General features: G+C 61.2%; 25 protein-coding genes. 8 read left to right on the top strand and 17 right to left on the bottom strand.

The window, feature by feature from the left end:
• Nucleotides 1-49: 49 nt before the first annotated feature.
• Nucleotides 50-922: an LOG family protein gene (locus tag CCGE531_RS02970; RefSeq protein WP_120662851.1), complete on the bottom strand. Its 873-nt coding sequence runs from the start codon at nt 920-922 to the stop codon at nt 50-52.
• Between the two features lie 214 nt (nt 923-1,136).
• Between CCGE531_RS02970 and dapD the strand changes: the two genes are divergently transcribed.
• The 3 genes from dapD (at nt 1,137) to CCGE531_RS02955 (ending at nt 3,933) form a co-directional block, all read left to right on the top strand.
• Nucleotides 1,137-1,994, top strand: coding sequence for a 2,3,4,5-tetrahydropyridine-2,6-dicarboxylate N-succinyltransferase (gene dapD, locus CCGE531_RS02965; RefSeq protein ID WP_120662850.1), 858 nt, complete (start codon nt 1,137-1,139; stop codon nt 1,992-1,994).
• Nucleotides 1,995-2,153: 159 nt separating this feature from the next.
• Nucleotides 2,154-3,347 (top strand): succinyl-diaminopimelate desuccinylase, encoded by a 1,194-nt coding sequence (gene dapE / locus CCGE531_RS02960; protein WP_120662849.1) that lies wholly within the window; start codon nt 2,154-2,156, stop codon nt 3,345-3,347.
• Complete coding sequence (locus CCGE531_RS02955; protein ID WP_120662848.1) at nt 3,334-3,933, top strand: hypothetical protein; 600 nt, start codon at nt 3,334-3,336, stop codon at nt 3,931-3,933. Before dapE ends, CCGE531_RS02955 begins: the two co-directional genes overlap by 14 nt.
• Before the next feature lie 15 nt (nt 3,934-3,948).
• Here CCGE531_RS02955 and truA read toward each other — a convergent pair whose 3' ends face one another.
• The 5 genes from truA to def all read right to left on the bottom strand — a co-directional run bounded on the left by truA (nt 3,949) and on the right by def (nt 7,061).
• Nucleotides 3,949-4,755 (bottom strand): tRNA pseudouridine(38-40) synthase TruA, encoded by an 807-nt coding sequence (truA, locus tag CCGE531_RS02950; protein WP_120662847.1) that lies wholly within the window; start codon nt 4,753-4,755, stop codon nt 3,949-3,951.
• On the bottom strand, nt 4,755-5,702 hold the full coding sequence (fmt, locus tag CCGE531_RS02945; RefSeq protein WP_120666423.1) for a methionyl-tRNA formyltransferase: 948 nt from the start codon (nt 5,700-5,702) through the stop codon (nt 4,755-4,757). Before fmt ends, truA begins: the two co-directional genes overlap by 1 nt.
• Nucleotides 5,703-5,774: 72 nt before the next feature.
• Nucleotides 5,775-6,194: a type II toxin-antitoxin system VapC family toxin gene (locus tag CCGE531_RS02940; protein ID WP_120662846.1), complete on the bottom strand. Its 420-nt coding sequence runs from the start codon at nt 6,192-6,194 to the stop codon at nt 5,775-5,777.
• Complete coding sequence (locus tag CCGE531_RS02935; protein WP_120666422.1) at nt 6,191-6,481, bottom strand: plasmid stabilization protein; 291 nt, start codon at nt 6,479-6,481, stop codon at nt 6,191-6,193. Before CCGE531_RS02935 ends, CCGE531_RS02940 begins: the two co-directional genes overlap by 4 nt.
• 64 nt (nt 6,482-6,545) lie before the next feature.
• Nucleotides 6,546-7,061 carry a peptide deformylase gene (gene def / locus CCGE531_RS02930; RefSeq protein ID WP_120662845.1) on the bottom strand — a complete coding sequence of 172 codons (516 nt, stop codon included), beginning with the start codon at nt 7,059-7,061 and terminating at the stop codon, nt 6,546-6,548.
• A 186-nt stretch (nt 7,062-7,247) separates the two neighbouring features.
• Between def and CCGE531_RS02925 the strand changes: the two genes are divergently transcribed.
• The 3 genes from CCGE531_RS02925 to CCGE531_RS02915 all read left to right on the top strand — a co-directional run bounded on the left by CCGE531_RS02925 (nt 7,248) and on the right by CCGE531_RS02915 (nt 11,968).
• Nucleotides 7,248-8,426: a DNA recombination protein RmuC gene (locus CCGE531_RS02925; protein WP_120662844.1), complete on the top strand. Its 1,179-nt coding sequence runs from the start codon at nt 7,248-7,250 to the stop codon at nt 8,424-8,426.
• A 103-nt stretch (nt 8,427-8,529) separates the two neighbouring features.
• A complete protein-coding gene (locus CCGE531_RS02920) occupies nt 8,530-9,429 on the top strand; it encodes a ribokinase (RefSeq protein ID WP_120662843.1) in 900 nt (299 codons plus the stop codon).
• A gap of 193 nt (nt 9,430-9,622) precedes the next feature.
• Nucleotides 9,623-11,968, top strand: coding sequence for a methyl-accepting chemotaxis protein (locus tag CCGE531_RS02915; protein ID WP_120666420.1), 2,346 nt, complete (start codon nt 9,623-9,625; stop codon nt 11,966-11,968).
• A 65-nt stretch (nt 11,969-12,033) separates the two neighbouring features.
• On the opposite strand, the gene CCGE531_RS02910 is transcribed toward CCGE531_RS02915, so the two are convergent.
• Entirely contained in the window at nt 12,034-12,978 is a 945-nt protein-coding gene (locus tag CCGE531_RS02910) for a nucleoside hydrolase (RefSeq protein ID WP_120662842.1), read from the bottom strand.
• A gap of 231 nt (nt 12,979-13,209) precedes the next feature.
• Between CCGE531_RS02910 and CCGE531_RS02905 the strand changes: the two genes are divergently transcribed.
• On the top strand, nt 13,210-13,641 hold the full coding sequence (locus tag CCGE531_RS02905) for an Hsp20 family protein (protein WP_120662841.1): 432 nt from the start codon (nt 13,210-13,212) through the stop codon (nt 13,639-13,641).
• 159 nt (nt 13,642-13,800) lie between these two features.
• A complete protein-coding gene (locus tag CCGE531_RS02900) occupies nt 13,801-14,058 on the top strand; it encodes a DUF1150 family protein (RefSeq protein ID WP_120662840.1) in 258 nt (85 codons plus the stop codon).
• A gap of 161 nt (nt 14,059-14,219) precedes the next feature.
• On the opposite strand, the gene CCGE531_RS02895 is transcribed toward CCGE531_RS02900, so the two are convergent.
• The 10 genes from CCGE531_RS02895 to CCGE531_RS02850 form a co-directional block, all read right to left on the bottom strand.
• Nucleotides 14,220-14,921 carry a tRNA (guanosine(46)-N(7))-methyltransferase TrmB gene (locus CCGE531_RS02895; protein ID WP_120662839.1) on the bottom strand — a complete coding sequence of 234 codons (702 nt, stop codon included), beginning with the start codon at nt 14,919-14,921 and terminating at the stop codon, nt 14,220-14,222.
• Nucleotides 14,918-16,171 (bottom strand): methionine adenosyltransferase, encoded by a 1,254-nt coding sequence (gene metK / locus CCGE531_RS02890; protein WP_120662838.1) that lies wholly within the window; start codon nt 16,169-16,171, stop codon nt 14,918-14,920. The genes CCGE531_RS02895 and metK overlap by 4 nt, the downstream gene beginning before the upstream one ends.
• A gap of 187 nt (nt 16,172-16,358) precedes the next feature.
• Entirely contained in the window at nt 16,359-16,775 is a 417-nt protein-coding gene (locus tag CCGE531_RS02885; protein WP_120666419.1) for a helix-turn-helix domain-containing protein, read from the bottom strand.
• Nucleotides 16,776-16,926: 151 nt separating this feature from the next.
• A complete protein-coding gene (gene lnt / locus CCGE531_RS02880) occupies nt 16,927-18,528 on the bottom strand; it encodes an apolipoprotein N-acyltransferase (RefSeq protein ID WP_120662837.1) in 1,602 nt (533 codons plus the stop codon).
• 179 nt (nt 18,529-18,707) lie between these two features.
• Nucleotides 18,708-19,880 (bottom strand): hemolysin family protein, encoded by a 1,173-nt coding sequence (locus tag CCGE531_RS02875; protein ID WP_120662836.1) that lies wholly within the window; start codon nt 19,878-19,880, stop codon nt 18,708-18,710.
• 25 nt (nt 19,881-19,905) lie between these two features.
• Nucleotides 19,906-20,412 carry an rRNA maturation RNase YbeY gene (ybeY, locus tag CCGE531_RS02870; protein WP_120662835.1) on the bottom strand — a complete coding sequence of 169 codons (507 nt, stop codon included), beginning with the start codon at nt 20,410-20,412 and terminating at the stop codon, nt 19,906-19,908.
• Between the two features lie 18 nt (nt 20,413-20,430).
• Nucleotides 20,431-21,483: a PhoH family protein gene (locus tag CCGE531_RS02865; RefSeq protein ID WP_120662834.1), complete on the bottom strand. Its 1,053-nt coding sequence runs from the start codon at nt 21,481-21,483 to the stop codon at nt 20,431-20,433.
• Between the two features lie 30 nt (nt 21,484-21,513).
• Nucleotides 21,514-22,926, bottom strand: coding sequence for a tRNA (N6-isopentenyl adenosine(37)-C2)-methylthiotransferase MiaB (miaB, locus tag CCGE531_RS02860; RefSeq protein WP_120662833.1), 1,413 nt, complete (start codon nt 22,924-22,926; stop codon nt 21,514-21,516).
• A gap of 60 nt (nt 22,927-22,986) precedes the next feature.
• Nucleotides 22,987-23,784 (bottom strand): lysophospholipid acyltransferase family protein, encoded by a 798-nt coding sequence (locus CCGE531_RS02855; RefSeq protein ID WP_120662832.1) that lies wholly within the window; start codon nt 23,782-23,784, stop codon nt 22,987-22,989.
• 30 nt (nt 23,785-23,814) lie between these two features.
• Nucleotides 23,815-24,243, bottom strand: a complete 429-nt coding sequence (locus CCGE531_RS02850) for a Fur family transcriptional regulator (RefSeq protein ID WP_120662831.1) — start codon at nt 24,241-24,243, stop codon at nt 23,815-23,817.
• Nucleotides 24,244-24,341 lie beyond the last annotated feature (98 nt).

The following is a 24,341-nucleotide window of genomic DNA, read 5'->3' as shown; positions in this document are numbered from 1 at the left end:
CCCGATCCGAGAGCCCGCCCTCGCCTCTGCGATGGCGGGCTTTTCGTTATCAGTGCCCGTTATCGTGCTCGTAGAAATCCGTGACGATCTTCCAGGCTTCGTCGGCGGTATCGACAAAGCTGATCAGCTTGACGTCGTCGGGCGCGATGGTGCCGAATTCGGCCAGCGCTTCGAAATTGATGATGCTGCGCCAGAACTTCTCGCCGAAGAGAATGAGCGGCAGGCGCTCCATGCGGCCGGTCTGGATCAGCGTCAGGCATTCGAACAATTCGTCCAGCGTGCCGAAGCCGCCCGGAAATACCGCGATCGCCTTGGCGCGCATCATGAAGTGCATCTTGCGGATCGCGAAATAGTGAAAATTGAAGCTGAGTTCCGGCGTGACATAGGCGTTCGGCGCCTGCTCGTGCGGCAGCACGATGTTGAGGCCGATCGACGGCGCTCCTTCTTCGGCCGCACCGCGATTGCCCGCTTCCATCACGCCCGGGCCGCCGCCTGTGACCACGACATATTCGTGGAAGTCGAAGCCGGCGGAATAGCGGGAGCAGAGCCGGGCGAACTTGCGCGCCTCCTCGTAATAGACCGATGCGGCCTCGAGGTTGGCGCGCTGAACGTCGTTGCGGGCGGCCCATGCATTGGTGCCGGGCGCGGGAATACGCGCGCCTCCGAACATGACGACGGTCGAAGTGATGCCGCGTTCGGTCAGATACATTTCGGTCTTCAGCAGTTCGAGCTGCAGGCGGATCGGCCGCAGTTCCTCACGGCATAGGAAATCCTCATCGGCATAGGCAAGCCGGTAGGAAGGCGACATCGACTGCGGCGTGCGCGGCACGGACTCGGCGCGCTTCTTGTCCGCCGAACTCGTCTTCAACGGGTCCCAAACCCCGTCCTTACGCCTCAGCCTGCCGTTCTTGCCCTTGCTCATCTATTCATGCCTTTCGAATCGATCATGACGGGCCGTTCCCGCCCTTGGACGAGAACGGCCAAGCTCTTGCATATGCCCCTACAACGCCTTGAATCCAAGCTCAATCGGCGCGGAAAAGACATTCCATTCTCGATATCCATGCTATAGGACCAATCGACCGCTTCCGGACCCTTGCCGGAAATCACGATAGGCACTGACGTTTTAAGGAATTCCCATGAGTGCTAACGATCTCGCCTCCCTCGAAAAGTCCATCGAGGCTGCCTTCGACAATCGCGACAATGTGAACACGTCGACGCGCGGCGAAGTCCGCGAGGCCGTCGAGACGGCGCTCAATCTCCTTGACAGCGGCAAGGTTCGCGTGGCCGAGCGCGGTGCCGACGGCAACTGGACCGTCAACGAATGGCTCAAGAAAGCGGTTCTGCTCTCCTTCCGCCTGAACGACATGAAGATCGTCGAAGGCGGCCCCGGCAATGCCACCTGGTGGGACAAGGTTCCCTCGAAGTTCGAGGGCTGGGGCGAGAACCGCTTCCGCGAAGCCGGCTTCCGCGCCGTGCCGAACGCCGTCGTGCGCCACTCCGCCTATATCGCTCCCAACGCCATCTTGATGCCGTCCTTCGTCAATCTCGGCGCCCATGTCGGCGAAGGCACCATGGTCGACACCTGGGCGACGGTCGGCTCCTGCGCCCAGATCGGCAAGCATGTGCACCTCTCCGGCGGCGTCGGCATCGGCGGCGTGCTGGAGCCGATGCAGGCCGGCCCGACGATCATCGAGGACAATTGCTTCATCGGCGCCCGCTCGGAAGTCGTCGAAGGCTGCATCGTCCGCGAGGGTTCGGTGCTCGGCATGGGCGTATTTATCGGCAAGTCGACCAAGATCGTCGATCGCGCCACCGGCGAGATCACCTATGGCGAAGTTCCGCCCTATTCGGTCGTCGTCGCCGGCGCGCTGCCGAGCGGCAATATCATGGCGAACGGCCAGCCGGCCCCCAGCCTCTATTGCGCCGTCATCGTCAAGCGCGTCGACGAAAAGACCCGCTCGAAGACCGGCATCAACGAGCTGCTGCGCGACTGATCTTTGCAATTTTTGGGAGCGCGGTCGTCACATCGCGCTTCCCTCATGCTTGCCGGGTGAGCATGCCTGTGCGATTGCTGGAATCGCGGCAAAGATTTTCGACTCGTCGCCGATCCTTTGCCATCGCTTTGCCATTTCCCGCCGGATAAGTTGCCCCCGATGACCATTACCGATCCTGTCTCCAATCTGCAGACCCTTATTCGCTGTGCCTCAGTCACCCCGGCCGAAGGCGGCGCGCTGACCGCGCTTGCCGATATGCTGCTGCCGCTGGGGTTCAAGGTCGAGCGCATGACGGCGAGCGAGCCGGGAACGCCCGATATCGAGAACCTCTATGCGCGGCTCGGCGCGGATGGGCCGCATCTGATGTTTGCCGGGCATACGGATGTCGTTCCGGTCGGTGATACCGCTTCCTGGAGCCATCCGCCCTTTGCCGCCGAAATCGCCAATGGCGAACTTTTCGGCCGTGGAGCCGTCGACATGAAGGGCGGCATTGCCTGCTTCGTGGCAGCCGTGGCACGCCATATCGAGAAGAACGGCAAGCCTGCCGGCTCGATCTCCTTCCTCATCACCGGCGACGAAGAGGGACCGGCGATCAACGGCACGGTCAAGCTGCTGCAATGGGCTGCCGAGCGTGGCGAGACATGGGATGCGTCGCTGGTCGGCGAGCCGACCAACCCGGACCGGCTGGGCGACATGATCAAGATCGGTCGTCGCGGCTCGATCTCCGGCTTCATCACCGTCCACGGCGTCCAGGGCCATGCCGCCTATCCGCATCTCGCCGACAATCCGGTCCGCAGCATCATCAAGCTGACGGAAGCGCTGCTCGACCCGCCCTTCGATGCCGGCACGGACAATTTCCAGCCGTCCAACCTCGAAGTGACGAGCATCGACGTCGGCAATGCCGCCACCAACGTCATCCCCGCCAAGGCGACCGCAGCCTTCAACATCCGCTTCAACGACACATGGACGGCCGATACGCTGAAGGCCGAGATCATTGCCCGCCTCGATGCGGCAGCCGCCGACGAGACGCTCCGCCCCGGCCGCCCGCCGGCGAAATACGACATCATCTGGTCGGAACGCCCGAGCCACGTCTTCCTGACGCGCAACAATGCGCTGATCGCTTCGCTCTCCGCCGCCGTCGAAAATGTCACCGGTCAAAGGCCGACGCTTTCGACCACCGGCGGCACGTCCGACGCCCGCTACATCAAGGACTACTGCCCTGTCGTGGAATTCGGCCTCGTCGGCCGGACCATGCATATGGTCGACGAGCGGGTGGCGCTCTCGGATCTCGAAACGCTGACCGGGATCTACCAGACCTTCATCCAGCGCTGGTTCGAGAATGCCGACCTTTAGGGAAGTCCAATATTATCTGTCCGGCCTGTGGCTGCTGATCCGCATGGATGCGCGCGGCTTCCAGTATCTGGACATATCGGACCGAGGCATGCTGCGCTCCTTCTGGGCCGTCCTCTGGAGCCTGCCGTCGATCGGCATTTCGTGGCTATGGTGGCAGCGGGCCTATCTGACCGCCATGCCGCCCGAAACATCGACCGGTCTGGCCTTCTTCCTGCGTCTGGCGCTGGTCGAGGCGGCGAATTGGCTGATACCTCCCATCCTCGCCGGCATACTGCTTTTGATCTTCCGCTTCGGCGACAAGTTCGCGCCGATCGTCGTTACCGTAAACTGGCTTTTCGTGCCGGCAAACTATCTGAACGCATTGCTCGTTGCCATGATCGTCTTTGTTCCCGGCTCGAAGGGCGTGGCAGCGCTTCTATCGCTGGCGCTGACCATGGCTACCATCTTTTCGCTGGCGCGCATCCTCAGGATGATCTGCGGCACGCATCCGCTCTTCGTCGGCACCCTGACGCTGATGCTGCTCATTCCAAACCTGCTGCTGACGGACTTCCTGCAGCGCTTCCTCGGGGTCTACCCGCCGATTTGAGGCAGTCGTAGCGGGCTACGAGAGATCCTCGCCATCATCGGTATTCTTCCCCTCGCCGCCAGGCAGACCGGCGTCATCGCGATAATCCACCTGCATGAAATAGAGCCCGTCCGGCGGGGCGACGGGGCCGCAGGCCTTGCGATCCTGAGCTTCCAGCGCCGCGCGCACATCATCGGGCGTCCATTTGCCCTCGCCCGCGAGCTTCAAGGTACCGGCGAAGGACCGGATCTGGTTGTGGAGGAAGCTTTGCGCCGTGGCACGGATCTCGATGAGTTCGCCGCTGCGTGCCACATCCAGCCGGTCGAGCGTCCGCACCGGGCTGTTTGCCTGACAATGGGCCGAACGGAAGGTGGTGAAATCGTGCAGGCCGACCAGGGTCTGCGCCGCGGCATGCATGACCTCGTGATCCATGTCCTTCGGCACCCACCACGCGCGTCCGGCCTCCAGCGCCAGCGGCGCGCGGCGGGCGATGATGCGATAGAGATAGTGACGGCGGATGGCCGAAAAGCGCGCATCGAAGCGCGCGTCGACCTCGACGATATCGAGAATGGCGACCCGCTCCCCGGCAAGCCTCAGATGGGCATTGAGCGCATTGCGCAGCGTATAGGTCTTCCATTCCTTGGAAAGGTCGGCATGCATGACCTGACCCATGGCATGCACGCCGGAATCGGTACGCCCCGCTCCACGGATCGAAACCGCCTCGCCCGTCAGCGACAGGATGGCGCCTTCGATTGCGCCCTGCACCGAGGGGCCGTTCTCCTGGCGCTGCCAGCCGACATAGGGGATGCCGTCATATTCGACGGTCATTTTGTAACGCGGCATCAGGCCTGCTCCGAGGCAAGCACAGTGCCTGGCACGATCGGCGTGCCACGCAGGAAATCGGCCGCCGCCAGTGGCTTGCCGCCAGCCTTCTGCAGCTTCGTCAGCCTGATGGCACCGGACGCGCAGGCAATGACGAGATCATCCGTCAGGACCTGGCCGGAGGCTCCTGTGCCCTCGGCCAATTCCGAGCCGAGCACCTTGATGCGCTCGGACTTGCTGGCGATTTCAGCCTCGAACCAGGCACCGGGAAACGGCGACAGGCCGCGAATATGATTGTGAACATCGGCCGCCGGCTTGCCGAAATCGATGCGTGTTTCGCCCTTGTCGATCTTTGCGGCATAGAGCACACCTTCGGCCGGCTGGGCGGTCAGCGGCAGCTCGTTATGCTCCAGCTTGTTCATGGCCTCGGCCATCACCCTCGCGCCCACGAGCATCAGCCTGTCATGCAGCTCGCCTGATGTCATGGTGTCGTCGATCTCGACTTCGCGCGTCAGAGCGACCGGCCCGGTATCGAGTCCCTTATCCATCCTCATCACCATCATACCGGTCTTGCTGTCGCCGGCCATGATAGCCCGCTGGATGGGCGCGGCACCGCGCCAGCGCGGTAGCAGCGAGGCATGGCCGTTGTAGCAGCCAAGCCGCGTGCCGGTCAGGATCGCTTCCGGCAGCAGCAGGCCGTAGGCCACGACGACGGCGACATCGGCATCGAGATCGCGAAAGCGCTGGCGCTCGTCGGGATCCTTGAAATTGACGGGCGTGAAAACCGGCAGGCCCAGCAATTCGGCCGCCTGATGCACCGGCGATTTCTGCAGGTCCAGCCCGCGCCGGCCGCCGGGGCGCGGCGGCTGTGTATAAACGGCGCGAACCTTATGTCCGGCATCGATCAAGGACCGCAACGTCGGTACGGAGAATTCGGGCGTCCCCATGAAAATGATGTTGAGCGACATGCGATCCATCCGGCTAAGATATCAGGTTTCGATTGACCCGGTAGCGACTGCACATGCCATCGAGGTCAAACGCTAGCCGCCTTCAAACGGGTTTATGAGCTTGAGATCAAGCCCTTCGAAGTCTTTTGTGTTGCGCGTCGCCAATGTCGCACCGTTCGCAAGGCAGATGGCGGCGATCATGGCGTCTTGTACGGAAATCTGATGCCCCGAGCGCTCACGATGCGCGCGAATACGTCCTGTCTCAATAGCGGAATTTTGATCGAACCGAAGTATCCTGCCTTGGAACGACGCAAGCAACGCATTGAAAATTCGCTTGTAGCGATCAGATCGTGTGCGAAGTAAAAAGCGCTCAGCATCGTAGGATTGTTCCATCACCACGACATCGCAAAGATAGAACTCGGTGCTTGGCCGAGCCTTCATCCAGATAGCAACATTTTGATCGGGTGCAGGTTTTTCCAATTCGGAAATGACATTCGTATCGAGGAGGATCATTCGAAGTCCTCGACCGGACGGCCGAAGTCTGTCTTTCGCTCTGCTTCGATCTCATCCATGATACGGGCATATTCCGTTGCCGCCGCATCATCGCCGTCGTAGAGAATTGGCCTCAGAAGGTCCCAAGCAGACACTCCGGCGCCCTCCGTTGCGGCTTTCTCTGCGATCAGGGCTTTCTGCAAAAGTTCTTTTGCTTCTTCCGAGAGGCTGCGACCGGCCTGCTTTGCCCGTTCTGCGATATCGTGCTTCATCGGCTCGGAAATATCGCGAATCAAAAGATCACTCACTCGCGCCTCCATTTGATATCAATGATATCATAGGCGTTTCAAGCCTCTCTTTCAATGGCTGGGATCAGAGAGCCTTGCCCTTGGCGGCCTTGGTGAATTTCTTGATCACCATGTCGCGCTTGAGACGGGAGATATAGTCGATGAAGAGTACGCCGTTCAGGTGGTCGATCTCGTGCTGCAAGCAGGTTGCCAGCAAGCCGTCAGCCTCGGTGAGCTGCTCCTTGCCGTCACGGTCGAGATGCTTGACGGTGACGCGCGCCGGGCGCTCCACTTCGGCGTAATAATCCGGAATGGAAAGGCAGCCTTCCTCATAGACCGAACGCTCGTCCGACGAGGCGATAATTTCCGGATTGATGACGACCAGCGGCTTCTTCTCTTCGCCTTCGCGCGCAACGTCGATGACGAGCATGCGGCGGGGGACGCCGATCTGGATCGCCGCAAGGCCGATGCCCGGCGCGTCGTACATGGTTTCCAGCATGTCGTCGGCAAGGCGCTGAGTGTCGGTATCGATGCGCTCAATGGGCTTCGAAGCCTGGCGGAGCAGCGGATCGGGCAAAATGATAAGTGGCTTGATCGTCATGACGTTTCCCATAACGCATCTTGTTGTGCGATGGAATCGCCAAGATGGCGGTGAGACGGTGTTTTTTCAACGATCGCCATCAGGGTCGGCGCAAATGGCCCCAAAATTCTGTTCACGTTTTGATCTGGATATTCACAATAATTTTGCTATGGTGCCGATAAGAACGTCACCAGCGCGCCAGGTTTCATGTCCTTCATCGTCTTCGGCCAAGCCATTTCCACGGTCCAGGTTCTGACCGGCCTCGTCATTCTGCTTGTTATCGCAATGATCGTCCTTTTCGTCCGCGGCAGAGCACGCGCGGAGGACGATATGCTCGACGCCGAGCATACGATGGCAGCGCTGCTACGGTCGCAGGCGGAGATGCAGGGGCGGCTCGCCACCATGGCCGAAGTATTCGGCTCCAGGCAGGCCGAGCTCAATCAGGCAATCGGCCAGCGGCTGGACGGCATGTCGCAACGGGTGACGGCGACGATCGGCGAGCAGACGCGCTCGACGCATGAAAACCTGCGCCGACTGCAGGAAAGGCTCGCCGTCATCGATGCGGCACAGACCAATATCCAGACACTCGCAAAGGATGTTGTCGGCCTGCAGGCCATTCTCTCCAACAAGCAGACGCGCGGCGCCTTCGGCCAAGCGCGCATGGAGACCATCATCGCCGATGGACTGCCGATGGGCGCCTACGCATTCCAGCCTACCCTTTCCAACGGCTCGCGGCCGGACTGCACCGTTCGCATGCCGAACGGCTCGCCGCCGCTTGTTATCGATGCCAAGTTCCCGCTGGAAGCCTGGAACGCCATTCGCGGCGCCGCCAATCCCGATCAAGGTAAGATCGCCGCCCAGCAATTCCGCAGGGATCTGGAGCTGCATATCCGCGATATCGCCGAAAAATATCTCATCCCGAGCGAGACGCAGGATACGGCCTTTCTCTTCGTGCCGTCCGAGTCGATCTTCGCCGAGATCCACGAGAATTTCGAAGCGATCGTGCAGAAGGCCCAGCGCGCCCGCATCGTCATCGTCTCGCCTTCGCTGCTGATGCTGTCGATCCAGGTCATCCAGGCGGTACTGAAGGACCAGCGCATGCGCGAGCAGGCTCATGTCATCCAGAGCGAAGTGGCGCATCTGATGGACGATCTCTCGCGGCTGGACGAACGCGTGCGCAAGCTCCAGGGCCATTTCGCCATGGCGCAGAAGGATGTCGACATGATCGTCACCTCGGCCGACAAGCTGGCAAGGCGCGGCGAGCGGATAGAGGCGCTGGAATTCGAGACCGCGAAAGAGCCGGTGAAGGCGCGTGCGGAGGACCGGCCCAAGCCTGCCGACAACCGCACCAGCCAACTCAAGCTGAGGGTAGTTGACGAGGACTGATCGCTTCGGGCAGTGTCGCGCCCAATCGACGCATGATCCACAAAGACATAAGGCGGCCTTCGGGCAGGGTCATGCGAGATCAACAGCCAGGGCAGGACACCGCATGATCACTATTTTCGGCTCCATCAACATGGACCTCATCGCCACCACGGATCGTTTGCCGAAGCCGGGCGAAACCGTCGCCGGCAACGGCTTTTCCACCGCCGCCGGCGGCAAGGGTGCCAACCAGGCTTTGGCCGCGCGCCGGGCCGGGGCAACGGTGCACATGAGCGGAGCAGTCGGCAATGATGGCTTTGCGGAGCCTGCGCTTGCCTTGCTCGACGCGGCCGGCACGGATCTTTCCGCCGTTAGCCGCGTGTCCGAGCCGACCGGCACGGCCCTCATCCTGGTGGGCGGCGACGGCGAGAACATGATCGCCGTCGTTCCCGGCGCCAACGGCACGAATACGGCAGAAGATGCCGCGGCTGCCGTCGCCGCACTGAACCCAGGCGATACGCTGATGCTTCAGTTCGAGATCCCCGTCGCCGCGGTCGAGATGGCGCTGAATGCTGCGAAGGCGAAGGGCGTACGCACCGTGCTCAATCTCGCCCCTCTGATCCCGGAGGCCGCCCGCCTCGGCCGGCTGGCCGACATTGTCATCGCCAACGAGACGGAATTCGAGCGGCTGGCCGGACAGGACAACATGTCGGCGGCCGAACGTGAAGCAGCCCTCGTCCGGCTGCATGACGAAACCGGGCAGACCCTGATCGTCACGCTTGGCGGCGACGGCGTCATCGCCGTCCGTGACGGCGAGCTTTCGCGCGCCAAGGGCCTCGTCATCGAGCCGGTCGATACGGTCGGTGCCGGCGACACTTTCTGCGGTTATTTTGCCGCGAGCCTCGATCAGGGCCTTGATTTCAAGGCCAGCCTGCGCCGCGCTGCCGTCGCCGGTTCGTTGGCCTGCCTGAAGCCGGGCGCGCAGCCGGCCATCCCGGTTGCAAGCGAAGTCGCCGAAAAGCTTTAAGAGTAAATTTCGTAGGCCATGCGAAGCGCAATTAATTAAATTTTTGCGCTTCCATATCATTCTCCTCTGGCCTGGCGCGTATGGCCTTCCGGCTGCGGCAGGAATTTTAACGGCGGTCCCATGACAGGGCCATCCTGCGCCGACTTTGCATCTGGATAATGTGTATCCGACGCATCGCTTTTTCGAGGAAATGATGTTCATCTTTCGTATGAAGTCGCTTGCGGCCAAGCTGATCTTGGTCACCGGCCTGGCGATTGCGCTCGTGTTGCTGGTCTCCAACTTTTTATTGATTTCCCAGACCCGCGATCGCGTCGAGGCACTGACGATGGATCAGGCCAATACCGAGGCCAAGTCCATTTCCAACGAGATCGCCGCCAATGTCGGCGAAATGGCCAGCGCCGCCCGCTCCATGGCCGCCATCATCGGCCGCGGCCACGAAGGCCATACCTTCGATCGCAAGGGCATGATCAACATCCTCAAGGCGAATGTCGAACAGAACGCCTTCGCGTTCGGCAGCTGGTTCTGCGAGCAGCTCGGCGCGCTGGACGGCAAGACGACGGAGCTTGCCAACAACAAGGATGAAGGCGTCAACGACAAGGGTGCCTTCACGCCCTATTGGTCCAAGACCAAGGACGGCGGCATCCAGTACTCCACCTTCGACAATGATTACACCGCCGCCTGGTGGAAGCTTGCAGCCGACAGCGGCAAGGGTGCGATTACCCCGCCCTACCTGGCTCAGGGCACCGACGTTCCCACAACCATGAGCTCGATCGCCTATCCGGTGATATCAGGCGGCAAGCTGATCGGCATCGCGGGCGTCGACATCTCGCTTGCCTCGCTTTCCACCAAGCTGCAGAAGCTGCAGCCTTTCGGCACCGGTCGCGTTCTCTTGGTTTCCCAGGACAACAAGTGGCTCGTCGCGCCGACCCCGGACCTGCTGATGAAGGATTATAACGGCTCGGGCGCCGATGTCATCAAGGCGGCGCTGACCTCCTCCTCCGCAAACGTCCTCAGGAACCTGTCGGAAAACGCCAGCGAGGAATTCGATCGCGTCGTCTATCCCTTCGCCGTTCCGGGCCTCAGCGCGACCTGGGTCGTCCTCATCGATGTGCCGCACAGCGCGATCGCGGCGCCGGTGCGTGACCAGACGTATATGATGATCGTCGCCGGCATCCTGGTGCTCGCCGCCGTCATGCTGGCTCTCTATGCCGCCGTGCGCGGCTTCGTGCAGACGCCGCTCGCCGGTCTCGTCGCCAGTGTCAACCGCCTCAGCGCCGGCAACTACGCCGAGCCGGTCGCCGGCCAGGCCCGCGCCGACGAAGTCGGTTCCGTCGCCAAGGCGCTGGAAGGCTTCCGCTTCAAGCTGGCCGATACCAAGCGCCTCGAAGGCGAAGCCACCGATCAGCGCCTGGCTGCCGAGGGCGAGCGCCGCCGTTCGGAAGCCGAACGCGGCGAGAGCGTCGCGCTGCAGCGCCAGATCGTGAGCATTCTGGGACAAAACCTCGCCGAACTCTCGAAGGGCAATCTCAATCAACGGATCACGGACGACTTCCCGGGCGAATACGCCCAGCTCAAGCAGGACTTCAATGCCGCGCTTGCGAGCCTCGAAGAAACCGTCCACACCGTCAATGTCAGCGTCGGCAACATCGGCAGCGGCACCGGTGAAATCAGCAACAGCGCGTCGGATCTCGCCCGTCGCACCGAGCAGCAGGCGGCAAGCCTGGAAGAGACGGCAGCAGCCCTCAACGAACTCACGGCGCAGGTCAATTCAAGCGCCGAGAATGCCCGCACCGCCGCAAGCAGCGTCAATGCCGCGTCCCAGGATGCCGAGCACTCCGGTGAGATCGTCCAGCGGGCCATTTCCTCCATGCATGGCATCGAGCAGTCGTCGCAGGAAGTGTCTCGCATCATCGGTGTCATCGACGAGATCGCCTTCCAGACCAACCTGCTGGCGCTCAACGCCGGCGTCGAAGCCGCCCGCGCCGGCGAGGCCGGCAAGGGGTTTGCGGTCGTTGCACAGGAAGTTCGAGAACTCGCCCAGCGCTCGGCCAATGCCGCCAAGGAAATCAAGACCTTGATCAACACTTCGGCGGGACAGGTCAAAGAAGGCGTGGATCTGGTTGGCCGCACAGGCGACGCCCTGCACAAGATCGCCCAGCAGGTGATGGAGATCAACGGCCTGATCCGCCAGATTTCCGCCTCCGCGAGCGAGCAGGCCATCGGGCTGAAGGAAATCAACTCCGCCATGAACCAGATGGATCAGGTGACCCAGCAGAACGCCGCGATGGTCGAGGAAACCACCGCTTCCAGCGTGACGCTTGCCGAGGAAGCCCAGACGCTGAAGACCCTCGTCGCACGCTTCCGCACGGCACGCGCCGCTCAGGACAATGCCAGCGCATTGCGAGCCACCGCCCAGCAGATGCGGGCGCCCGTCTCTCCGCGCAGAGCAACAGCACCAGCGGCCGCACCGACGCGCAAGCCTGCTCCTCAGACCCAGGGCGCCAATGCGCTTGCCCGGGACGACTGGGAAGAGTTCTAAGCCGGCTCAGTTTGATGAATCAAAAGGCCGCCGGAGCGATCCGGCGGCCTTTTTGATGGTCCCGATCAGATGCGGGCGAACCGTTCCGTCAAAAGCGCGAAGAAACCGTCGGCATCGACATCGCGCATGACTTTGGCATTGTGCTTGCGGTCAGTGACGTGCCACCAATCGACAACGGTCATGCCCACTGTCAGCTCCGACGTTACCTCGATCTCGACATTGCACTCGCGCCCCTTGAACAGCTCGGGTTTCAGAAGGTAAGCGATCACAGTCGGGTCGTGCAGCGGGCCGCCGTCCGAGCCGTATTTCTCGATGTCGAAGCGCTCGAAGAATTCCAGCATCTCGACCATGGCCTTGGCCGGCGGAGTGCCGACGGCAGCGATGCGGGCGACGCGATCCTTGCGGGTCAGCAGCTTATGCGTGACATCGAGCGGCATCATGACGATGGGCACGCCGGAGCGGACCACGATGTCGGCAGCTTCGGGGTCGACGTAGATGTTGAATTCGGCCGCCGGCGTGATGTTGCCGCCCTCGAAGAAGCCGCCGCCCATCATGACAAGTTCGCGCACGCGCCCGACGATGTCAGGCGCCTTCTGGAAGGCCATCGCGATATTGGTCAGCGGTCCGAGCGTACAGAGGGTGACTGCCCCTTCCGGCTCCTTGCGCAGCGTGTCGATGATGAAATCGACGGCGTGGCCCGGCTGTAGCTCCATGGTCGGTTCGGACAGATCCGGGCCATCGAGGCCGGTCTTGCCATGCACATGCTCGGCGGTGACCAGCTTGCGCTTGAGCGGCGCATCGGCGCCGGCGAAAACCTTGACGTCGCGGCGATTGCAGAGCTCGCAGACGATGCGGGCGTTACGGCTCGTCAGCCGCAGCGGCACATTGCCGGCGACCGTGGTGATGCCAAGAACGTCGATCTCCTGGCGGCTGCCGAAGGCGAGGAAGATCGCCGCGGCATCGTCCTGACCGGGATCGGTATCGATGATGATTTTTCTGGGTTCGGTCATATCTGTGGCTTTCCTCCGGTAAAGATCGACAGGCTTTGTCGCGGGTCCGGTCAGGCTTTGTCAAGCGTTCGAAAGCCATGTGACGAAACGAATCGTCACGGCAAGATTCCATCTCGCAAATGCGAAGATGCGATGGCTTGCACTCACAAGCGGGTACTCCCATATTAGGGACAACCGGGTGCTGAAGATCAGGTCCGGAACGGTCGCTTGTTACCCAAGGACTTTGAGACGATGAGCCGGACGACCCCCTTTGCGAGCCCGCTGCTTCTGGGCTTCGATACCATGGAAAAGACGCTGGAGCGGATTTCCAAGGTCAGTGACGGATATCCCCCTTACAATATCGAACGGATGCGTGCGGACCGCCTGTCGGGCGAGCCGGAGCGGCTGCGCATCACGCTGGCCGTGGCAGGCTTCTCGGAAGAGGAGCTCGATGTCAGCACCGAGGAAAACCAGCTTCTGATCCGCGGACGCCAGGTCGAACAGGGTGAGCGCGACTATCTCTATCGCGGCATCGCCGCCCGGCAATTCCAACGCGTTTTCGTGCTTGCCGACGGCATGCAGGTGCTCGGCGCGACGCTAAAGAACGGCTTGCTCTCCGTCGACCTCATCCGGCCGGAACCGGACCGCATAGTAAAGAAAATTAACATTTCGGTCTCACAGTAAGACAACGGCCTAGAGCCGGGTAATTTTAGGTCGAATCGACCTGAAATCTGAATCCGGCCTAGAATCAAATAATTAGAGCATGATGTCGCCCGAAAGCCGCTTGCATTTTTCGGCACCATGCTCTGAGCCGTTGGTCCCTCATGCTGTGGAGGTACGAGCATGTTATTGAAAGAAGCTACCGCCCGCCTGACCCAATCCGAGCTTGCCAATATCGGCGCCGGCGAGGTCGCTTATGTCAGAAAAATGGATTGGTCCGAAGTATCGCGCTGCTTCCCGGAAGCGCCGAGCATCGACCCTGATGTCGATCTCTGGGCGCTTTTCGGTGCCGACGGCACGCCGATCCTGTTAACGGACAATCGCTCCAGCACCTTCTATCGTGCCGCGGAAGACGAACTGAAGACGGTCAGCCTGCACTGACCACGAGCGTCGCCCGGCGGTGAACTTCACCGCTCGCAAGGACCGCATCGAACCGGCCCATCCCGCGACGCATGCGCATGATCCAGACCGCCTCGAGCGGCGGTCCATACAGGATGATGCGGTCACTGAGATCCCCAATTTTTGCCCTGGAAAACGAGCAATCAGACCCTTTTGAAGGTCAGATAGGCGGACGAGCGCCCTTCGCGCCGGGCCTTTGCCTCATAGCGCGTGCTCGGCCAGCCCTCATAGGGCGTCAGCCAGTCGGCGGCATTCCGGGCAGTCCATTCGAAGCCGCCATGCGCATGGCAATGCTGCAGCGTCCAGTTGACATAGGTGTCGATATCGGACGCGAAGCAGAAGAGGGCTCCGGGCTTCAGGACGCGGTGGAAGCGGGCAAGGTTCACCTGTGAAACGAAGCGGCGCTTCCAGTGCTTCTTCTTCGGCCAGGGATCGGGATAGAGCAGGTCGATCTGGTCGAGGCAGCCGTCCGGCAGCCAATCCAGTACCTGCGTCGCGTCGTCATTGTAGACGCGGATATTGTGCGCGCCGGCGTCGTCGACGCGCACAAGCAGCTTCTGCATTGAATTGACGAAGGGTTCTACGCCGATGAAGCCGGTCTTCGGCTGCTCCAGCGCCCTATAAATGAGATGCTCGCCGCCGCCGAAGCCGATTTCCAGGCGCAGACGCTCGGTCGGCACCGGGAAAAGATCATTCAGCGGCTGCGGCGCCGGGGCGGAAAGATCGACGATATACTGTGGCAGCAATGCTTCCAGCTTTTCAGCCTGCTGGCCGCGCAAGGCCTTACCCTTGCGCCGGCCGAAGAATGCTTCCGTCGCCCGCGACCGACGCTCGGTATCGATCATGCAGCTTCCCGGAGCTTTACGGCTTCCTTGAGAGCCTTGACCAGGTCCGTACGCTCCCAGGAGAAGGAGCCGTCGCGGCCGGCCTTGCGGCCGAAATGGCCATAGGCCGAGGTCTTGGCATAGATCGGCTTGTTGAGATCGAGGTGACGGCGGATGCCGGTCGGCGAAAGGTCCATGTTCTTGCGGATGGCCGCTTCGACCTGGTCTTCGCTGACGCCCTTGCCCGTGCCATGCAGATCGACATAGATCGACAGCGGCTGGGCAACGCCGATGGCGTAGGACAGCTGGATCGTGCAGCGGTCGGAGAGGCCGGCGGCAACGACGTTCTTTGCGAGATAGCGAGCGGCATAGGCCGCGGAACGGTCGACCTTGGTCGTGTCCTTGCCCGAGAAAGCGCCGCCGCCATGCGGGGCTGCGCCGCCGTAAGTGTCGACGATGATCTTGCGGCCGGTGAGGCCAGCGTCGCCGTCCGGGCCGCCAATGACGAACTTGCCTGTGGGGTTGATGTACCACTTGCAATCGGAAGCGATCTTCAGGTCGCCGAGCGCTTCGACGATGTAGGGCTCGACGACGGAGCGAACCTTCGTCGAATCCCAGCTATCATCGAGATGCTGGGTGGAAAGCACGATCGAGGCCACTTCGGACGGCTTGCCGTCGACGTAACGGACCGTCACCTGGCTCTTGGCGTCCGGACCCAGCTTGGCAACGTCGCCATCGCCCTTCTTGCGGGCGGCGGCGAGCAGCTGCAGGATCCTGTGCGAATAGTAGATCGGTGCCGGCATGAGGTCCGGGGTCTCGCGGCAGGCATAGCCGAACATGATGCCTTGGTCGCCAGCGCCTTCGTCACCCTGCTGGTCAGCGGCATTATCGACGCCTTGGGCGATATCGGCGGACTGCGAGTGCAGAAGCACGTCGATGCGCGCCTTCTTCCAATGGAAGCCATCCTGCTCGTAGCCGATATCCTTGATGGCGCGGCGGGCGGCCGCCTTGAACTTCGAAGGATTGATGACGTCGTTGCCATCCTTGTCCTTCTTCATCAGGCTCGGCGGCAGACGAACTTCGCCGGCGATGACGACGCGGTTGGTGGTGGCGAGGGTCTCGCATGCGATGCGCACGGTCCAAGGGTTCACGCCGGTCTTCGTGGCCTCGCGGTAAACCAGATCGACGATTTCATCGGAGATGCGGTCACAGACTTTATCCGGGTGACCTTCGGCAACAGACTCACTCGTAAACAGATAATTCGCGCGCATGCGGGATTCCCCTCAAAGAACAAATCTCCGCTTTTGATATTCGCCTCCAGCTCGAAAAACAAGCCGCACAAGGACATAAATATATCTTTATATCCCAGCCAGAGTGATAAAATTTTGCCGTAAATGCAGAAAAGGCGGCCAAAAATGACCGCCTCTCGACTTTATCGGTTCGACCTTGCTTCGAGGGCTACTCGGCATCCGCCTCGGCGGCCAGCGCCTTGACCAGCTCGACGACCTTGCGCCGGACCTTGCCATCGGAAATTTTCACGAAGGCGCGATTGAGCTGCAATCCTTCGGAAGAGGACAGAAAGTCGACGACGTAGTTGGAGCTGGACGCCTCGGCCATGCCGCCGGCGGCCGAGTGATCGCCTGGCGCATCTTCGAAGAAGAAGGAAACCGGGACATTGAGGATGCTGGAGATATTCTGCAGGCGGCTGGCGCCAACGCGGTTGGTGCCTTTTTCGTATTTCTGAATCTGTTGAAAGGTAATTCCCAGGCTTTCGCCGAGCTTCTCCTGGCTCATGCCAAGCATCGTGCGGCGGAGGCGTATGCGGCTACCGACATGAATGTCGATGGGGTTCGGCTTCTTTTTGTTTTCAATCATCATAATACCCTAACATAGGTTGAATTCAGGACCTGCCACCCGGTACCCTTCACCACCCCTATAACGCCACGTTGCAGCCGACGCCCCCAAGGCCTCCAGTTTACGTTCGAAAGGCGGACACTAAGCACTATGCAATTTTAGGGTTTTTTGGTCAATTCACCCTGGAAATAAAACCCATGCGTGAAATCAAGGCGATTATGCCGGCTACCCCGATAATCAACCAAAAGTATATTTTCCTGGCCTTGTCGTCGATGCGCGATAGGGTTGCGCCACCTAAAGTGGTATCAATGAAGCCTTGTTGATTATAATCGACACCAGAAAGCACGCGCCCATGCGGATCAACAAAAGCTGAAATGCCGGTATTGGCGCTTCGAATCAGCGGCAGCCCCTGCTCCACCGCCCTCACCCTTGCCTGCAGGAAATGCTGGTATGGACCGGGCGTGTCGCCGAACCAGCCATCATTCGTGACGTTGAGGATGGCATCGGCCTGCCGGATCTCCGGCGTCATCTCATTCGGAAAGATGATCTCGTAGCAGATCAGCGGATAGAATTTGAGGCCATCGGGCAAGGTCAGCAGCTGCCGCTTGGCCGCCGCGGAAAATCCTCCCGGCAATTCCACCACATTCTCGATGCCGAGATAGCTGAGGATGTGTTCGAAGGGCACATATTCGCCGAAGGGCACGAGATGGGTCTTGTCGGACGCGCCGATGATCTGGCCGCGCCCGTCGATGACGTAGATCGAATTGTAGTAGCGAGGCTCGACGCCCGGTCCCATGTCTTCGACGCGGACGGCACCGGTGATCAGGATCTGATCGTCCTCGAGCTGATCCGCAATGCGGGCAAGGGCATCCCGGTTGTCGGTCAGGATGAAGGGCACCGCAGTCTCGGGCCAGACGATGATGTCAGGCCGCTTGCCACCGTTTGCCGGCGGCTGAACCGAAAGCGCCAGGTGCTTGTCGAAGATGGCGGCGCGATCGGCAGCCGTGTCCATCTTGGTTTCCTGGTCGATGGAAGGCTGAACGATGCGCACGACCGGCGCCGTCTTGGCATCGGTGAGCGGAGCTTCCGGCTGGCTAAGCGCATAATAGCCGTAGCCGAAATGCGCTGTAACGATGAGGACGGCAAGGCCGATCCCCGGCAGCCGCCCTTGACGCGTGCCGAGCAATGCCGGTGCCGCGAAGACGAAAACGGCAAGCACCGTGACACCCAGCACGCCGATTGGATGCGCCGACTGCATCATCAACGGAATGGGCATGGCGCCATAGCCGATGGCGTTCCAGGGAAAGCCGGTGAAGAGAAAGCTGCGCAGCCATTCCAGGATGCCGAAGCTGAATGCGAGTGCGGCGATGCGCCCCATGCCATCGGACCACAGGATACGGGCAAGCATGGTCGCCACGCCGTAGAAAACCGCGAGAAAGGCAGGAAGACCGAGGATCGCCAGCGGCAGGGCCCAGGCGAACTCGTCGGCATCGATCAGCAGCGCATGGCCGAGCCACCAGAGACCCGCGACGAAGTAACCGAAGCCGAACAGCCAGCCGGTGAAGAAGGCCGGCCACAGCCGTCCGAGCAGGCCACTGTCCGGGCCCGCGGCAACCCCGTCCAGCAGCCAGACCAGCAGCGTGAAGGAGACGAACATCGCGGCGAAAAAGCCGAAAGGCGGCAGCGCCAGAACGCCGATGGCACCGGCAAAAATCACAAGCAACGCACGTTTGAAACCCCAGACGAGGATCACCCGGCCCGAAAGCCATTCCATGCGCCAGCTCCGTTCAACTGCGAATCAACTGGCCGCAGTCTTTCAAAAATGGAGCGATTTGTCCCGCTGAAGTGCCGATTAGAGCGGTTCAGCGTTTCACGGAACTCTGAACCGCTCTATCTCTTTGTTTCCTAGCAATTCCGGATGGAAAATCGCTACGCACTTTTTCTGAAATTGCTCTAATGGCTGGCGGTGTTGGACCCGGTCGAGGTTTCCTCAACAATTGTTTCCGGCGCCGGCAAATCGCGTTCGGGCGCACCTGCCTCACCTTCCAGCTTGACGGTCGGCCGACGGCGGGCGGGATGGCGCTTGCGCGTGATGCGAACCCGCTTGATGCGCCGCGGATCGGCATCGAGAATGTGGAATTCAAAGCCCGGAAGCGCCTGCACGACCTCGCCGCGCACCGGAATGCGGCCAAGTGCGGAGAAGATCAGGCCGCCGAGCGTGTCGACCTCGTCCACCTGCTCGGCGATATCGAAATCCGAGCCGATCGCGGCGGCGATCTCTTCGAGTTCGACGCGGGCATCGGCAACGAAGACGTCTTCGGAGACGCGCTTGAACATGACTTCATCGTCATCGTGCTCGTCGTCGATATCGCCGACGACCATTTCGACGATGTCCTCATGCGAAGCAAGACCGTCAGTACCGCCATACTCGTCGATGACAAGCGCCATCTGCGTGCGGTTGACCTGCATGCGACGCAGGAGATCGGAAGCCAGCATCGAGGGCGGCACGAACAGGATTTTGCGGATGATGCCGGCCTCGGCCAGCGTCTTCTGAAGATCGACGCGCGAAAGGTCAAAATTCGGCTTGGCCGAGCGCGCCGGCTTCTCAGTCGCGGGCGCGGGCGCAGCAGTGGCTGCCGTCTTGGCGCTGCCCCCGCGGCGCTTGTTTCGAGCCTGCTTGGCGACATAGGACAACAGGTCGCGGATATGCACCATACCCCGCGGATCATCCAGCGTGTCGGCGTAGACGGGCATGCGTGAGCGGCCGCTTTCCTCGAACAGGATCATCAGTTCGCCGATGGTGATATTCTGGTCTACCGCCTCGATATCGGCGCGCGGCACCATGACATCCTCGACGCGTACCTCGCGGAAACGCAGGATGTTGTGCAACATCGCTCGCTCATCCGGGGAAAAGGTATCGTCACCGGCGACGTTGGTCATCAACGCGTCGGCGAGATCCTCGCGCAGCCGGGCAGAGTCCTGTGCCGGTCGCAGGATACGCGCAGCGCGCGCCCAGAAGGAAGAATGTGATCGCTTGCCGTTGCTACTACTGCCTACCTCGTCGGAGGAGGCTGCATCGGCTCCATCTTTGGCCTCGGGGGCCGATCTTGTCGTAAAGTCGCTCATTGTTCCTGGTCAGGCAGGGTTCAAATCAAATGGGGTCTTGTCCCGCATAGGGATCAAATAGGCCAAGCTTCGCCAAAATGCGAGTCTCCAGCCCCTCCATTCTTTCGGCTTCGCTATTATTCATATGGTCGTAGCCGAAGAGATGCAAGAAACCATGCACCATCAAATGCGTCAGATGGTCGTCAAAACTCTTTTCGAGATCGATCGCCTCGCGCTCCACCGTCTCCCTGGCGATGATGATGTCGCCAAGCATCGGGCCGGGCTTGCCGCCGGGCTGCAGCGGGAAGGCCGGGAAGGAAAGGACATTCGTCGCCTTGTCCTGCGAGCGCCATTCCGCATTGATTTCGCGGATGGAGGCGTCGTCGGTGAACACAAGCGACAATTCAGGCGCCGTCTTCGGAAAAGGTTGCTTTTCATGCGTCTTCAAATAGGCGGCCGCAGCTCCCAACACCCGCTCGGCCAGGACTTGCAACTGCTCTTCGGAGGGCCAGTCGCCCTCCTCCACGCTGATCTGTATATCGAGTTCGGCCATCGGTTTCCGCACCGCAGATCAGATCTGCGGATCGCTTTCCTCTGCCTTGACGGCATAGGTGGAATCATAGGCCCGGACGATGCGCGCCACCAGCGGATGGCGGACAACGTCCGTATCCTTGAAGCGAACGATGGTGATGCCCTCGACGCTGTCCAGCAGCTGCAGCGCTTCCACCAGGCCGGACTTGACGCCGCGCGGCAGGTCGATCTGGCTCGGATCGCCTGTGACGATCATCCGCGAGTTCTCGCCGAGGCGGGTCAGGAACATTTTCATCTGCATTGATGTCGTGTTCTGCGCCTCGTCGAGGATGACGGCGGCATTGGCGAGCGTGCGGCCGCGCATGAAGGCGAGCGGCGCGATTTCGATGACGCCTGCGGTGATGGCGCGCTCGACCTTGTCGCCCGGCATCATATCGTAGAGCGCGTCATAGAGCGGACGCAGATAGGGATCGACCTTTTCCTTCATGTCGCCGGGCAGGAAGCCGAGACGCTCGCCGGCCTCGACGGCCGGTCGCGACAGGATGATCTTTTCCACCGCGCCGCGCTCCAGAAGCTGGGCGGCATGGGCAACCGCGAGGTAGGTCTTGCCTGTACCGGCGGGGCCGACGCCGAGGACGAGCTCGGAGCGCTCCAGCGCCCGCATATAGGCATCCTGGGTCGGCGTGCGGGCGATGATCGTCTTCTTGCGCGTCGAAATCTGCGCCATCGTCAACTTGGCTTTTCTCTCCATGGTCGGCAGCGTCAATTGATCGTCGGCGGCAACCGCCATGCGGATTGCCCCTTCCACGTCGGAACGCTCCACATTGCCGCCTTTTTGCAGCTTGTCATAGAGGTAATCGAGCGTCCGTCGTGCCTGATTGGTGGCCAGCACATCGCCTGTTATGACGACGGAATTGCCGCGGGCGCGGGCATCGATGCCAAGCCGCTCCTCGAGCAGCTTCAAATTCTGGTCGAACTGCCCGAAAAGTTCGCTGGCGAACCGATTATTCTCGAACGTCAGGGTGAAGTGATTGGCGTCGCTCGCGGTGCGGGGCTGGCGCGATGAAGAAGAAACCAATTCCTGTCCGTTCAAGCGGTGCGGCTCCTTGTGCCCGTCCGGAACCTAGAGCAAATCAGCAAAAAGGCTGTTGGTGCTGGTTCCGGTGATTCGTACGTTAATAATGTCACCGATTTGCGATGCTTTTGCATCAACATTCACAGATTGCAGCCAGGGAGAGCGTCCAATCAACTGTCCCGGCATCCGGCCCGGCTTTTCCAGAAGGATATCCACAACCTTGCCCACGCAAGCCTCAGCAAAAGCATGCTGCTGCTTCAGCAACAATGCCTGCAAACGCTCCAGCCGCTCCGTCTTGACCTCTTCGGGCACCTGATCCTTCAATTCCGCGCCGGGCGTGCCCGGCCGCGTGGAATATTTGAACGAGAAGGCCTGTGCATAATTCACCTCCTCGATCAGTCTCAATGTATCCTCAAAATCCTGGTCTGTCTCCCCCGGGAAGCCAACGATGAAATCGCCTGATAGCGCGATATCAGGGCGTACGGCGCGGATCTTCTCGATGAGCGCGAGGTATTCCACGGCGGTATGCCGCCGGTTCATCGCCTTCAGGATGCGGTCCGAGCCGGCCTGGACGGGCAGATGCAGGTAGGGCATCAGCGTGCGCAGGTCACGATGCGCGCCGATCAGCCGGTCGTCCATGTCGCGCGGGTGGCTGGTCGTGTAACGCAGGCGCGCAAGACCAGGGATCTCGGCCAGGCGATAAAGGAGATCGCCGAGGCTCCAGGTTTCGCCGCTGGCGCCGATGCCATGCCAGGCATTGACGTTCTGGCCGAGCAGGGTGATTTCGCGCACGCCGCCATCCACAAGTTTCTCGGCCTCTTCGACGATCTGCGAGACCGGGCGGGAAACTTCGGAGCCGCGCGTATAGGGTACGACACAGAAAGTGCAGAACTTGTCGCATCCTTCCTGCACTGTCAGAAAGGCCGTGACGCCGCGCGCGCGAATCTTCGTCTTCTCAGGTATCGGCAGATGCTCGAACTTGTCTTCGATCGCATATTCGGTGTCGACGACGCGCTGGCCTTCCTTGGCGCGGCGAAGCGCGTCCGGCAGGCGATGATAGGTCTGCGGGCCGATGACCACGTCGACGGCAGGCGCGCGGCGCAGGATTTCCTCGCCCTCCGCCTGTGCGACGCAGCCGGTAACCCCAATCATCATCTCGCGGCCGTCGGCAGCCTTGCGCTTCTTCATGTCACGCAGGCGGCCGAGCGCGGAATAGACCTTTTCGGCCGCTTTTTCTCGGATATGACAGGTGTTCAGCAGGACGAGATCGGCCTCTTCCATGTCCTCGGTCGGCTCATAGCCGTCACGGGAAAGCGCATCGCTCATCCGCGTCGAGTCGTAGACGTTCATCTGACAGCCGTAGGTCTTGATGAAGACCTTGCGGCTGTTGGAGCCGTCGCGGGGGCCGAGCTGCGAGGCATCGGCCACCGGGGCGTCGAGAGTTAGGCTGTCCTTGGTCATGGCCGCTATGTAGTGGCTTTTGCTTTCGGAGAAAACGGAAAAGTTGGAACCACCTGGAAATCAGGCGATCTCGCGCCCCAGAAGGCGGCTGGCGAGCATGGTTCGGATACGCCGCGCAATGATGGCGCTGACTTCCTTGCGGTTGGTGCCGGCGCGATAATCGACCGCCTCACCGAAGCAGACGTCGACATCAATCGCGCCGCACTGGGCGATGCCCTTCAGGTGCGGCACGAGCTCGATATCGCCGGGCCATGCCGTCAGGGGGCGATAGTAGCGGCCCATTGCCGTGCCATGGACGCGGGTATAGGCGACCGCAACGGGCTGGACATGCACGACGGCACCGGGCGCCTTCGGCAGCGCCGCGGCGGCTGCGCCGAACAGCGAAGACTTGACCTCGAGCAGCCGATTGCCGTCGGAGGTGGTTCCCTCCGGAAACAGCACCATGATTTCGCCATCGGCCATGCGGTCGGCGATCTCGTTGACCTGTTCGCCGGTCTTGCGCTTCTGCTCGCGCTCGACGAACACGCTCTTCTGCCACTGCGCGAACAGGCCGAAAATCGGCCAATCCCGCACTTCCGACTTGGCGATGAAGGAGACGTCGGCCACGGCCGACAGGACGAGGATATCGAGCCAGGACGAATGGTTGGAGGCCAGCATCAACGGCCGGCTCGTCTCCATCCTGCCGACCACATGGATGCGCACGCCAAGCCAATAGCAGACGATGCGATGCCAGTAGCGCGGCAGATATCGCCTGAGCTTCCAGTCGAAGCGCAGGCAGAGGATCTGCAGCGGCAGCATCACGGCGCTGACGACGCCAATGACCAGGGCGGCACAGCCGATGCGCAGCCAGGTCATCAAATCATTCGCTCCTGCATGAAAGCCTTCACGTCAACCTTCGTCCTTCTTCAGCGGGATGCCGTAAAGCTCCAGCCGGTGGTCGACGAGTTTGAAGCCGTGTTCGCGGGCAATACGCTCCTGCAGCGCCTCGATCTCCGGCGAGTGGAATTCGATCACGGCACCGCTCTTCAGGTCGATCAGGTGATCATGATGCTCTTCCGGCACGGTCTCATAGCGGGACCGTCCATCGCGAAAATCGTGGCGGGCAAGAAGGCCGGCGTCCTCGAACAGCTTGACGGTGCGATAGACCGTCGAGATCGAGATTTTCGCATCCACCTGCACCGAGCGGCGGTAAAGCTCCTCGACATCCGGGTGATCGCCGGAATTCTCGATGATGCGCGCGATGATCCGGCGCTGCTCCGTCATGCGCATGCCGCGCTCGGCGCAAAGCTCCTCCAGGGATTTTACGGCGTCTTCCATCAAATGCTGTCTTCGGTCTATTTGGACTGTCACAAGGATCAGAGCGCCGAATTGCCGCTCTATCCGTTTGTTTTGCCGCATTTATGCGACGCCAAGTG

Origin of the sequence: Rhizobium sp. CCGE531 (assembly GCF_003627795.1) — a bacterium.
In the GTDB taxonomy this organism is placed as follows: domain Bacteria; phylum Pseudomonadota; class Alphaproteobacteria; order Rhizobiales; family Rhizobiaceae; genus Rhizobium.
Note: the sequence above shows the minus strand (reverse complement) of the source record. Positions and strands in the feature narration are given on the sequence as shown.

Bases quoted from the DNA above. Each gene is read 5' to 3' on its own strand.
- dapD (WP_120662850.1), top strand. From the start codon at position 1,137: ATGAGTGCTAACGATCTCGCCTCCCTCGAAAAGTCCATCGAGGCTGCC.
- CCGE531_RS02895 (WP_120662839.1), bottom strand. From the start codon at position 14,921: ATGATCGATACCGAGCGTCGGTCGCGGGCGACGGAAGCATTCTTCGGC.
- lnt (WP_120662837.1), bottom strand. From the start codon at position 18,528: ATGGAATGGCTTTCGGGCCGGGTGATCCTCGTCTGGGGTTTCAAACGT.
- miaB (WP_120662833.1), bottom strand. From the start codon at position 22,926: ATGACCAAGGACAGCCTAACTCTCGACGCCCCGGTGGCCGATGCCTCG.
- CCGE531_RS02920 (WP_120662843.1), top strand. From the start codon at position 8,530: ATGATCACTATTTTCGGCTCCATCAACATGGACCTCATCGCCACCACG.
- CCGE531_RS02850 (WP_120662831.1), bottom strand. From the start codon at position 24,243: ATGGAAGACGCCGTAAAATCCCTGGAGGAGCTTTGCGCCGAGCGCGGC.
- dapE (WP_120662849.1), top strand. From the start codon at position 2,154: ATGACCATTACCGATCCTGTCTCCAATCTGCAGACCCTTATTCGCTGT.
- CCGE531_RS02955 (WP_120662848.1), top strand. From the start codon at position 3,334: ATGCCGACCTTTAGGGAAGTCCAATATTATCTGTCCGGCCTGTGGCTG.
- ybeY (WP_120662835.1), bottom strand. From the start codon at position 20,412: ATGGCCGAACTCGATATACAGATCAGCGTGGAGGAGGGCGACTGGCCC.
- CCGE531_RS02875 (WP_120662836.1), bottom strand. From the start codon at position 19,880: ATGAGCGACTTTACGACAAGATCGGCCCCCGAGGCCAAAGATGGAGCC.
- CCGE531_RS02940 (WP_120662846.1), bottom strand. From the start codon at position 6,194: ATGATCCTCCTCGATACGAATGTCATTTCCGAATTGGAAAAACCTGCA.
- CCGE531_RS02885 (WP_120666419.1), bottom strand. From the start codon at position 16,775: ATGATTGAAAACAAAAAGAAGCCGAACCCCATCGACATTCATGTCGGT.
- CCGE531_RS02910 (WP_120662842.1), bottom strand. From the start codon at position 12,978: ATGACCGAACCCAGAAAAATCATCATCGATACCGATCCCGGTCAGGAC.
- truA (WP_120662847.1), bottom strand. From the start codon at position 4,755: ATGCCGCGTTACAAAATGACCGTCGAATATGACGGCATCCCCTATGTC.
- CCGE531_RS02915 (WP_120666420.1), top strand. From the start codon at position 9,623: ATGTTCATCTTTCGTATGAAGTCGCTTGCGGCCAAGCTGATCTTGGTC.
- CCGE531_RS02900 (WP_120662840.1), top strand. From the start codon at position 13,801: ATGTTATTGAAAGAAGCTACCGCCCGCCTGACCCAATCCGAGCTTGCC.
- fmt (WP_120666423.1), bottom strand. From the start codon at position 5,702: ATGTCGCTCAACATCATTTTCATGGGGACGCCCGAATTCTCCGTACCG.
- def (WP_120662845.1), bottom strand. From the start codon at position 7,061: ATGACGATCAAGCCACTTATCATTTTGCCCGATCCGCTGCTCCGCCAG.
- metK (WP_120662838.1), bottom strand. From the start codon at position 16,171: ATGCGCGCGAATTATCTGTTTACGAGTGAGTCTGTTGCCGAAGGTCAC.
- CCGE531_RS02905 (WP_120662841.1), top strand. From the start codon at position 13,210: ATGAGCCGGACGACCCCCTTTGCGAGCCCGCTGCTTCTGGGCTTCGAT.
- CCGE531_RS02970 (WP_120662851.1), bottom strand. From the start codon at position 922: ATGAGCAAGGGCAAGAACGGCAGGCTGAGGCGTAAGGACGGGGTTTGG.
- CCGE531_RS02925 (WP_120662844.1), top strand. From the start codon at position 7,248: ATGTCCTTCATCGTCTTCGGCCAAGCCATTTCCACGGTCCAGGTTCTG.